Genomic DNA, 10,842 nt, shown 5'->3' with positions numbered 1-10,842 from the left:
CTCCCCCAACTCTCCCTACTCCCCTTGCTTCAAAAATAATCTTCGCTCCCCGTATGAAGCGTTTTCCTGGCTTAACTAAAGCTAACCAACAGTTATGCTGACGTTCTTCTAACAGCAACACCTCTACTTCCGCACCAGTAGATTTACAACCATACAAACGTGCAGGGATAACTTTAGTATTATTCATTATCAGTAAATCCCCTGGGTTTAGTAGCTCTGGCAAATTTCGGAAAATACAGTGCATAGGTGCCGTTTCTACACCTGTACTCAAAGAATTTACTACCAAAAGCTTAGAATGATCTCTTGGAACAATTGGGTTTTGGGCTATAAGTTCTTGAGGTAATTCATAGTTATATCCAGAAAGACAATCATCTAATTCCAAGTCTGGTTTGTTATAGCTAGATAGTGTGTTTAAATTGCTTTTTACTTGTTGTTGCTGCATTTATTTTTCGACTAGTTTAATAATGGTTTAGCTTTTCTTTCTGGGAAATCGGTGATCCCCATTTTATTTATTTTCCCAACCTTGCTATCGAATGCTGTTGAATAACATGGAAACACCTGTATGAGAATTGGGTAAACCTCCCTATCCAAAAACGGGGGCTTTTACCCTAGCGGGTAATAGGGTCTTTATACCAATAATAAAAGTGTAGGATTGGCTTTGATCCCAAGCACCAAGATGGAATACTTGTATTACCTGGCAAATGCCAGTCTAACTCTAAGAGTTGTTCAATTCTTGCACGGCAAACCCCAAATACCTGTTTCGTTCGTCACCGTCATTCATCAGATAGATGGTTGGGTGGTTAGAGTTAAACTAAAACATCACCTCTCACCTCAAGAAGATGGTAATATTCGGGCTTTCTTCAGTGAATTAGGAATTCGCTACGAGCCGCAAATGCGGGTACAAATGGCGTTTTGGAGTTTGGAAGCAGGACAGTCTCCAGTTGATGTGATGCGTCGCTACCAAGTAGCCATTGTCTCTCATGGTAACCCAGAAAAAGAGGAAATAGAGGCGTTCCGGCAACAGTTTGTCAAAGGGTTGGGCTATTGTCCAGAGACACTAGCGTAATGCCTTTGATTTATATAACTTGCTATATTACGGCACAGACTTAAGTATCAAAAGCCGCTGGAATATACTCTTGTAGCATCAATAGATATTCACCCACTGATAGAGTGGCTATGGCTTGTTCAGAAATTGTAAGCGCAGCTAACCCTTGTGACATTTGCTGACAATGCACAATCGCAACATCAAATTGGCAAGGGTAGTTTGCCTTCTCAGGATATTTAGCTAAGAACATCAAGGATGTCTGACAGAGTTTTGCTTGCTTGTGTTTCGTAATGGCGTTTCTTCCCCCCGCATCCCAATTGTTTGGGCTGCGAGTTTTAACTTCAACAAATGCCAGTATTGGAGATGAGGAAAGTGAGGGAGTTAGAAAAGTTTCCCTTGTGTTATCACTACTCTCTGGCTTACTCACTCTTGTTTCTCCTTGTTTCCTCGTCTCCTGTTGTCCAGCATATTGGGCAATGATATCAATTTCTCCGTTACGGTAACGCCACCGACGATGCAAAATCACCCAACCATTGGATTGTAACCATTGGGCTACTAGGTCTTCTCCTGCGATACCTATATCGAGATAATGATATGGAGAATGGTCTGCCATTGGTAAAAAGTACAATGAGTAAGTTAAGCAATCAAATTTGGGTAAACATACTTAGTTTCTTACTTTGGGTTGTCATTTGCATCATAGCCCCTGTGGGTTTTACAAGTTTTGCTCCAGAAGCTTTAGCACTTGACTACAATAAGGAAACTTTGATAGAGGCTGATTTCTCAGGACGTGACTTGACAGACTCCAGCTTTAATCAAACTAACCTGCGCAACAGTAACTTTAGCCACGCTAATTTACGTGGCGTCAGTATGTTTTCTGCAAAGCTGGAATCAGCAAATCTCGAAGCAGCTGATCTTACAAATGCTATTTTAGACTCGGCTCTTTTCAGGAAAGCAAATTTGACAAATGCAGTGTTGGAGGGTGCTTCTGCTTTTAACGCCAGATTTGATGGCGCTATTATTGACGGAGCAGATTTTACCGATGTGCTGCTTCGTACATATGAACAAGAGCAATTGTGCAAAATCGCCAAAGGTACCAATCCAACCACAGGACGCGATACCCGCGATACCTTGTTTTGTCCGTAATTTTGTCGGTAGTTTAAGTGACATGACAAACACCAGAGCATGAAAACAACGCGACACAAACGGCTTTAACCCCCGTAATCAGCTGTTCAATTGTTCTGAATGATGGGACATATCGTCTCTTGCGGCTTTGTGGATAAACTGTCCCATCCGGACAGTAATTGTCTCAATTCCTCCCGCAAGGTCAATAACTGTTCAATTTGTCTATCAATTTCTGATATCTTATCTTTCAGCTTGTGATGAATTTCATCACAGGCAGGTTTTCCTTTATCATAAACTTCAAGAATTTCACCAATTTCTTGCAAACTCAAACCTAAGCTTTGAGCACGTTTAATAAACGAAAGACGGGTTAACACATTTGATGAAAACTGGCGAAACCCTCCCTCTGTTCGTCCGATAGACTGAATTAAACCCAAACTTTCGTAATAGCGAATTGTCCTAATAGGAATTCCACTCAAAGCTGTAACCTGACCAATTAAAAGCAATTTTTTCTCTTGAGTTAACATGGTAAAATTCCCTAATTATACAGTATTTATATGTCTTTTGATATCTAAAATCATAAATATTTTTATCTCCTGAATTTTGAGAAACCATCACTACTGCTAGTTTACTCATGCGCAAAACTTCTTTACATAGGCTATCAAAGACTAAATTTTTGGTAGCATGTATCGGTGAACCTAGTCGGTGTAGCTGTGTTGTTTGAGTGATCAGGAACAGACTTCATTTTAGGACTTAAGCAAAGTTATGGAAAAACCTTCAGTGGCTTGGCCCAGTCTTTGGACAAGTTCGGATCCCGTGCGCCAAGCGCGCATAGAAAAGAGGTTAACTCAGATCTTGCACCAGCTTCAAAAACCGGGTTTCTTGCAACTCATACAATCTAGAAACCTTGATTTTTCGTTAAGAAACCCGGTTTTTTGGTCTTGTTGAGAATGGTGCAAGATCTCAGTTAAGAAGAGTTTTTGTGTAAGTCCTGCATTTTTGAGAGGACTTTATCTTTAGCTTTACCTATTAGAAAAAGAAGTGGCTTTGCCACTTCTTACGTAATTCCCAGGTAGAACCTAAAAGCTAGTATAACTTTTATAAGTAATTGAAATGGTGTAATTATACACTTATTCATTAAAAAGAATATGAATAATTCTTAGTATTCCTGATAAAAACTTTCTTGAAGTGTAGGTTAGGTAGAGCGTAGCAAAACCCAACATTTATCTGGTTTAGTTGGGTTTCCTCACGCTAAGAGCGTGCGCCCTGCGCTTACAAGAATCAAAAAGCTTACATCACAAGCTCTTTACTCATGAGTGGATAGTAGCTTTATTTCTGCCGCGTTGTACTAGTTTCAACTGTAGAATAAATCCACGCATCCAAAATTGATTAATTTATCATCCTACCTCATTCACTGGGAACCTATCAATCAGCTGCATAGCGCGTTGGGCATTGCGCAGTAAGGATTCTGAGAGATGGGGTACGTGGGGAATTTGCGATAGTAAATCTAACGTCCGGCGTAAAATTCGCACCACATCACCTTCATCCAAACTCGTATTTTCACAAAGTTCTACCCATTCCATACCCAGCGCCCACTGTTCCACTAGGGCGATTAACTCAAACTCTAACCATATCGGTAAAGCGACATCATAACGACGTTGCAGTTGGAACATCTTACGACGAATCCCCCGCAATGTTGATAAAGCTTCTGCCACTTCTTCACTGAGATCAAAGCGAACCATGCTATCTGGACGTGGGGTTTCTGTCACTAAAGCGGCGATCGCCGCTGCTAAATGGTGTGGATCTAAATTATCCAATTCTCCATGCTCAAGTGCTAAACCCAACCACAACTCATTTTCTCCTCGAATGGCTGCGGCAATTTGTCCTAGTCGCGTGGGAACAAGATTATCCAAACATTCAAAGTGCTGTAAAATTTTAATCAGATTGAGAAACTCTTCCCAATGGCGTTGAGACTGTTGCTCGACTTGTGCCTGTATTTGTTGAATTTCGGCTTCGAGTTCAGCAACTTGTGTTCTGCGTTTGAAGATATTAGCACCATTGCCTGATTGATGCAGGGGATGATTTTCTAATTGCTCTTGAATAGCACTCACGCGACGAATTTGTTCTACAACTTCTTGCGCCATAAATACAGTTTCGCTCGGTTCAGGAATTTGTTGAGTGATTGCTGCTGTTTCCTGATTACCAATAAGTGACTGTCCGCGTTTCAAAGGCATTTCTGGTGGTGGTAGCAAGTCAGCAGGCAGATCAATTCGCGGTAGTTCTGCAAACAAATCTACAACATCAGAGGCTGTCGCTACATACCAACGGTTATCTCGCCCCAAGCATACCAAGTAACAAGTTTGACTAGAACCTAAGGTTTTCCCTACTAACACTGCTGTTACGGGTGCGGGCATTGTAAAGTTTTTACTCTTGAGACTCAAAAGTGTTCCCGACACTGCGAAGTCCAACATCATTCCCAGTTCTGCTTGTCGGGCTTCTTGAGCTTGCTCTTGCAGCGTTTTCAAAAGCTGGCGTTCTACTCGCAAGCGTTGCCGTAATTTCTCGTAAACAGCCAGTTCTTTTTCGTCAATAGCAGCGATTTGCGCTTGAAGTTGAGCAAGTTGTGTTTGTAAATGACTTATGTACTCGTGCTGCGGTCGTAGCTGCAAGTTTGCTAAGTACTGCCCAAAACTACGTTCTATGAGTTCTTTGGCTTCTTCCAAAGTGTGGGTTTGCAGTAAGTTTAACACCATACCGTAACTTGGTGTAAATTGACTAACAAGAGGGTCTGCTTGGGATGTTGCCAAGTACGCTGCTTCTTTGGCTCCTTCAAAAGGAGTTTGCAACGTCACCACATGACCTCGTTCATCCATTCCCCGGCGGCCGGCTCTACCTGCCATTTGTAAAAATTCGGAAGCATTTAACAGGCGATGTCCGCTATCAGTACGCTTAGAAAGTGTGGAAATGACCGTTGTCCGGGCTGGCATATTAATTCCCGCTGCCAAAGTTTCGGTAGCAAATACAACTTTAATTAACCCCTGTTGAAACAGTTCTTCGACAAGAACTTTCCACGCAGGTAAAATTCCAGCATGGTGCGCGGCGATTCCTCGGTAAAGCGGTCCAATGTGTCCAGAACGTCCGGCTTCAGGATTACGGGTTAAAAATTCGTCAATTTGCCAACGCAATTGCTGCGATTCTTCCGAATTCACTAGCCACATATCACCCACCTCCGCCACCGCTTTATCACATCCCCGGCGACTGAAGATAAAGTAAATTGCTGGCAGCATATCCCGTTCCTGTAGCTGGCTTAGAACGTCAATAGTGCTGGGAGCTTCTGCTTTAATATGAGCTCTGCTCTTTTGTTTATCTCCTTTTTTCCTCTTCTTCTGCAAGCGGTGATTAATGTGGGTCTTGTCATCATTGAGCAGAGGAAATAATCCTTTGGTGTTGCCAAAATGAAATTCTAAAGGAACTGGGCGATAGTCAGAGTATATAAGGTCGGTAGGACCATGAACTTGGTTTAACCAATCGGTCAGCTCATCACTATTGGCAACAGTCGCTGAGAGGGCGGCAAGTTGAACTTCACGGGGACAATAAATAATGGACTCTTCCCAAACTGTTCCCCGTTGGCGATCGTTCATATAGTGGCACTCATCTAGCACCACTGCCTCAACATCTACTAATGAAATGCCAATTTGCCCGATAGGTGTGCCATAGAGCATATTCCGGAAAATTTCTGTGGTCATCACTAGAATCGATGCATCTCGGTTAATTGAGGCATCTCCAGTTAAGAGTCCAACATTGTCAAAGCCGAATTTTTCGCGAAAGTCACGTAGTTTCTGATTAGAGAGCGCCTTGAGGGGAGTGGTGTAAAATACTCTTTTTGCGCGCGATAAAGCGCGATATATGGCGTATTCCCCCACCAATGTTTTGCCTGAACCTGTAGGCGCACACACAACAACGGAACGTCCAGCATTCAACGACGCGATCGCATCCTTCTGGAACTGATCCAATTCAAACGGAAATATCGAACTTGGTTCAAGTTCTGGAGACAGCGCAGGGTAATTCACTCAATCACATTTGCAACCAAAACTGTTTACTATATTAACGACTCTTTTGTCAACTTAGTTATTAGTTATGAGTCATTAGTTCTTTGACTATTTTCCCAATTCTTGTGAGCGGGCTGTTGCTGCTTTGACAGCTTCTATTAAAGCTGAGCGAAACCCTGCTCGCTCTAATTGAGCAATACCAGCAATTGTAGTACCACCTGGACTAGTTACGCGGTCTTTGAGTTCTGCTGGGTGTATTTTTGTTTCATGCAGCAGCTTGGCTGCTCCTAAAACAGTTTGCAAGGCAAGTTGATTGGCTATTGCCCTGGGTAAACCTGCTGCGACTCCTCCATCAGCAAGTGCTTCTACAAGCAGTGCGACGTATGCTGGACCAGATCCTGATAATCCTGTGACCGCATCCATCAAGTTTTCTGAAACTTCTACAACTTCTCCCAGCGCTGAAAAAAGTAGTTTTGCGGTTTCATGGTGGTTTGCTTTGGTATATGCACCTGGACAGATGGCGGTCATTCCTGCCCCCACAGTTGCTGGGGTATTAGGCATTGCTCGAATGACTGGGAAGTGGGGAAAAGCGGCTTCTAACTGATTTAATGTCACGCCTGCCAAGATGGATATCACCAGTGGCTTTAAACCTGTGGTGATGACATCTGCCAATTCTTGGGCGATCGCACTAAACACTTGAGGTTTCACTGCCAAAAACACGACTTCTGTTGTTGGTGTGAACACCAGACGATTATCAGCTGTCACATTCACACCGTATTGATCTTCTAAAAAACCTTGGCGTGAGGTTTGTGGTTCACTGACTAGCACTTGTGATGGTTGATAAATTTTACGAGCAATAAGGCGGGATAGGAGCGCTTCTCCCATAACCCCGCCACCAATCAAACCGAATTTAGTAGTCATTAGTCATTAGTCATTCGTTATTTGTCATTAGTCATTCGTCATTTGTCATTAGTATCAAGCCAAATGACAAAGGACAAAGGACAAAGGACTAATCACTAATTTACGTTTATTGTGCCATTCTGTTAACTTCATTTCCCCAAGCTGGATTTGGTCCGACAGGACGTGAGGGACGTACTGGGTGTTGAGGAACTTCATGAAGAACTCCAGACTGAGTGCTGACTTGCACACAGCTTGGTGTAAACAAAAATATACTTTCGCCGATACGTTCTTGGTGTCCATCAAGCGCGTAAGTACCACCTGCGACAAAATCCACTGCTCGTTGCGCTTGATCTGGATCCATTATTGTTAAATTTAATACTACTGATTTACGCTCTCGCAATGCTTGAATCGCCTGGGGCATTTCTTCGAAGGTGCGTGGTTCTAGCACCAAAACTTCTGAGATTCCATTTATTGCTCCTGGCATACCAATAACATTACTCATGGGCTTTGACCCTGCCGTTACGTCTCCTCCCATTGTATTCATGGGTTCGCGCCAGCGTCGATTTTGAGCTGGAGGTTCTTGTGGTGCTGGTTGTTGAGTACTTTGTTCCTGATACAGATTTTGATAACTTTGTGTATCTGGTTCTTCCTCATAGTACTCGTATTCTACTTGCTCATTTAGACCGACGAAATCTCTCAGTTTGGAAAATATATTATTCATGGTTTGCGCTCCTAGGGCCGCTTAACTTTAACTGATATGGCAAAAACTGATTTCATCAATTTTTACCCTCGTAAAGGGCAGAGAATTCAGCCGTTCTATCGCTGTTTGTTCTATCTACTAAAGGATTTCGTTGGAACAAAGGCTTCTAGAAGGTCTGTATATGTTTTTTAGGTAACAATGAGTCAAGATTATATCTTAACCCGTTGCTTTGGAGAAGTTGTTTTTTTCTCAGATTCCATTGATTTTTACTTTTGTCAATACTATATCCTTTGTCACCGATTGAACCAGTGTCTGATGAAGTTTGTCTCGACAAAATTTTCCGGAGAGTTAAAGAGCCGTTTTTTTCAGTACATAATGTCCTTTTTAAGCCAAAAAAAGAGCAAAAGTACGTACTTACTGCTCTTTGCATGAATATTTAGATAGAACGCTCTCCGAACAAGATGGTTCCTAATCTGACCATTGTTGCACCTGCTTGGATTGCCAGCTTATAATCCCCTGACATACCCATTGACAGGTGTTGCATTTGAACATTAGACCAGTTTTGTGCTTGGATTTCTTTTGCTAATTTACTGGTACTATTAAATACATCAATAATTTCTGAATCATTTAATCCTAAAGGCGGAATTGTCATTAAGCCCTGAATTTGTAAATTTTTGCACTGAGCTAGAGCAGGTAAGTCAGCCAAAAGTTGTGATGTGCTCCAACCCGACTTGTTTGGATCGGATCGTATTTTGACTTGCAGACAAACCTGAGGACTCATTTTTAACTCTTGTGCCAATTGGTTTAAGCGTTGGGCAAGCTGTAAATTATCTACAGAATGAATCCACTGAAATTGTTCAATGGCTTTTCTGGCTTTGTTGCTTTGCAAATGTCCAATAAAGTGCCAGGTGATATCAGGGTAGTCTTGTAACTGCACTTGTTTGCTAGCTGCTTCTTGGATGCGACTCTCGCCAAAATCCCGAATTCCTACAGCGTAAGCACAGCGTATGATTTCGGCAGAGACTTGCTTAGTAACAGCAATTAACCGGACTGAATCTGGTAAAGAGGAACGAATGGTAATAATACGTTCACGAATCGAACTGCTCATTGGAAGGTGCGTTGGAAAACACTCTGAAGCTGATCGTACTCCTGAGATTGTCCTGTACGACGCAAACTACGCAGGCGATTTTCAATCATCATTCTAGCCTCAGTGCGTCCAATCGGCTGAAATTTCACATTTTTGACATTAGTCGTTGTTACTAAAAAGAATAAACGTTGGGCATACAGTGTTGTGAACAACTCTTGGTTCTCGTCTACCATACAAATCCTATAGAGCAAACCCCAAGTTGGATGATTGATGTAAGTTTCCGAGTTGTCTAAGTTCATTTAATACTGAGGGATGGATATATATATTTTTGCAGTTGAGGAGAAAATTTTGACGACGAAGGACGCATTTCGCCAAAATTTTGCTAAAAATCCCAAAAACCCCAAAATTAGGAGAAAACGGTGCCTTTGGGGATTCCGGTTGTAGACGATTGTAGCCGCAAAGCGGTGAGACAGCGCGAATGACGGCTTTCCCGACACACAGAGGCGACTGCGTTCGTCGTTCGCAAAGCGTGTCAGTTCGCTGCAGGCGTGCCGTTGAGGGAAGCTGTGCCGAAGGCTCAGGCATACCCGATAGCCATAAGGCGTAGCGTCAGCCATAGGGCTTGCTGCGGGCTACAGTGATTTCACGTAGCTCCCCTAGGGGGTAGATCTGTTGTGTCGGGTAGCGACGGGCGTCGCCGTCGTACCGCTTTTGTTGCAAGTGTTCGTTGGGGTTTCCTGGAGTGTACAAACTACCGTTCATTAGTGAATAGCTCTGAAATAAAAAATGAGAGCTATGGAAGCGCAAGACGTTGCGTCCGTACGGAAGTGGAGAGTGGTGAGATTGGCAAACGCAAGAGAGTTCCTTTTTGTTATCCTTGTCGCCTCGTCTTCCTCTGTAGAGCAAGTCAGTGGGAAAGTAAGGCTCAAGGGATTTAAATCTAAGTTACCCTGCCAATCTAAATAGCTGCAGGAAGCATAAAACAAACTACGCCGCATTGGTTCTAGTTCATCAATTGTTTCCATGTAGCGGACTTTGAGGGAAGCTATGACTATGCCACCGCTTAACATGGCGCGAATCAAGCCAACGGCATTGCAATCAGATTTTAAGCTACCTTTGATGTTGCTGACAAGGTGCATAACGTGGCGGTAACCTTCAATTATTAGCAATTCATCCCCAGCAACAGTTCCCCATTCACACACTCGCCTTAAATCATTGCATTCTAAATCTACTTGAGAAAAGATGCCTAGAGGAAACCGTTTGGGCAAACAAGGACGATGCTCCAAACAGGCGATCGCCGATGCTAAGGCTTGCTCAGCTTGCTCATAGTGTTTATAAGCCAGATACACATCGGACTCGACACAAATAGCCATGTCCCTTAAAACTTCCTATCATAGCGGTTTTTGCTTCAAGTGAACACAAGACTTAACAACTCAAACCCCTGACAACTTTTTTATCTTTTGCGCCTTGTGTCAAACCACTTTACGATATTTTGTACATGGGAGCGTGCAACTGTAAATTCTGAAATCCTTATGTCTTCATTCCGTTGTTGTACCTTGGAATTTACTGCTACTTATGTTATTCTAGATGGGATTGGGCGATTAGCACAGTGGTAGCGCACTTCCTTCACACGGAAGGGGTCACTGGTTCAAATCCAGTATCGCCCATTGATTTAACAGTTATTCAGTTATCAGTTATCAGTAAAGAATGCATCTAGCCTCTCTGGGGCGCTAGACAAACGTTTGGGTTTAAGTCCGGTGACCAAAAGGCATTTCAAAGAAATGCAGCGCCTTTTGAGGTGGTCCAAAGTAGCACAGTTTACCACCTCGACCCAGAAAAGTTGTGCGATCGCACACTTCAATATTTGCTGTAGCATGAGTCACTAGTACTACTGTTCGTATTTGGTCTGCTAATTCCGTTACATAACACCTACCACTAGCTA

At 42.8% G+C, this 10,842-nt stretch carries 12 protein-coding genes, 1 tRNA gene and 1 pseudogene; 3 read left to right on the top strand and 11 right to left on the bottom strand.

Annotation, left to right across the window (positions count from 1 at the left end):
• The coding region (locus DP117_RS31320; RefSeq protein WP_169222090.1) for an S-adenosylmethionine:tRNA ribosyltransferase-isomerase at positions 1-442 on the bottom strand (442 nt) is incomplete at its 3' end.
• 234 nt (positions 443-676) lie between these two features.
• Between DP117_RS31320 and DP117_RS31315 the strand changes: the two genes are divergently transcribed.
• Positions 677-1,066, top strand: coding sequence for a hypothetical protein (locus DP117_RS31315; protein ID WP_169222091.1), 390 nt, complete (start codon positions 677-679; stop codon positions 1,064-1,066).
• A gap of 40 nt (positions 1,067-1,106) precedes the next feature.
• Here DP117_RS31315 and DP117_RS31310 read toward each other — a convergent pair whose 3' ends face one another.
• Positions 1,107-1,658 (bottom strand): YraN family protein, encoded by a 552-nt coding sequence (locus DP117_RS31310; protein ID WP_169222089.1) that lies wholly within the window; start codon positions 1,656-1,658, stop codon positions 1,107-1,109.
• A 14-nt stretch (positions 1,659-1,672) separates the two neighbouring features.
• On the opposite strand from DP117_RS31310, the gene DP117_RS31305 reads away from it, so the two are divergent.
• A complete protein-coding gene (locus DP117_RS31305; protein ID WP_169222088.1) occupies positions 1,673-2,188 on the top strand; it encodes a pentapeptide repeat-containing protein in 516 nt (171 codons plus the stop codon).
• Positions 2,189-2,274: 86 nt separating this feature from the next.
• Here DP117_RS31305 and DP117_RS31300 read toward each other — a convergent pair whose 3' ends face one another.
• From DP117_RS31300 to DP117_RS31265, 8 genes and pseudogenes are all read right to left on the bottom strand, one after another.
• On the bottom strand, positions 2,275-2,691 hold the full coding sequence (locus DP117_RS31300; protein ID WP_169222087.1) for a heavy metal-responsive transcriptional regulator: 417 nt from the start codon (positions 2,689-2,691) through the stop codon (positions 2,275-2,277).
• Positions 2,692-3,561: 870 nt separating this feature from the next.
• Positions 3,562-6,234, bottom strand: coding sequence for an RNA helicase (locus DP117_RS31295; protein ID WP_169222086.1), 2,673 nt, complete (start codon positions 6,232-6,234; stop codon positions 3,562-3,564).
• A gap of 87 nt (positions 6,235-6,321) precedes the next feature.
• Positions 6,322-7,134 (bottom strand): pyrroline-5-carboxylate reductase, encoded by an 813-nt coding sequence (gene proC, locus DP117_RS31290; protein WP_169222085.1) that lies wholly within the window; start codon positions 7,132-7,134, stop codon positions 6,322-6,324.
• Between the two features lie 106 nt (positions 7,135-7,240).
• Positions 7,241-7,834, bottom strand: a complete 594-nt coding sequence (locus DP117_RS31285) for a cell division protein SepF (RefSeq protein WP_169222084.1) — start codon at positions 7,832-7,834, stop codon at positions 7,241-7,243.
• Positions 7,835-8,249: 415 nt separating this feature from the next.
• Positions 8,250-8,921: a YggS family pyridoxal phosphate-dependent enzyme gene (locus DP117_RS31280; protein ID WP_169222083.1), complete on the bottom strand. Its 672-nt coding sequence runs from the start codon at positions 8,919-8,921 to the stop codon at positions 8,250-8,252.
• Positions 8,918-9,199: a transcriptional coactivator PipX gene (pipX, locus tag DP117_RS31275; protein WP_169222082.1), complete on the bottom strand. Its 282-nt coding sequence runs from the start codon at positions 9,197-9,199 to the stop codon at positions 8,918-8,920. The genes DP117_RS31280 and pipX overlap by 4 nt, the downstream gene beginning before the upstream one ends.
• A gap of 310 nt (positions 9,200-9,509) precedes the next feature.
• Entirely contained in the window at positions 9,510-9,662 is a 153-nt protein-coding gene (locus DP117_RS31270) for a hypothetical protein (RefSeq protein WP_169222081.1), read from the bottom strand.
• Positions 9,662-10,132, bottom strand: a pseudogene (locus tag DP117_RS31265) (chorismate-binding protein); the annotation flags it as partial. The pseudogene DP117_RS31265 and the gene DP117_RS31270, both read right to left, overlap by 1 nt.
• Positions 10,133-10,495: 363 nt before the next feature.
• On the opposite strand from DP117_RS31265, the gene DP117_RS31260 reads away from it, so the two are divergent.
• Positions 10,496-10,567: transfer RNA gene (locus tag DP117_RS31260), tRNA-Val, on the top strand.
• Positions 10,568-10,648: 81 nt separating this feature from the next.
• Here the strand turns inward: DP117_RS31260 and DP117_RS35720 are convergent.
• On the bottom strand, positions 10,649-10,842 hold a 194-nt coding region (locus DP117_RS35720), incomplete at its 5' end, for a hypothetical protein (RefSeq protein WP_211176450.1).

The organism is Brasilonema sp. UFV-L1, assembly GCF_012912105.1.
Lineage (GTDB): Bacteria > Cyanobacteriota > Cyanobacteriia > Cyanobacteriales > Nostocaceae > Brasilonema.
This window is presented reverse-complemented; position numbering and strand designations above follow the sequence as displayed.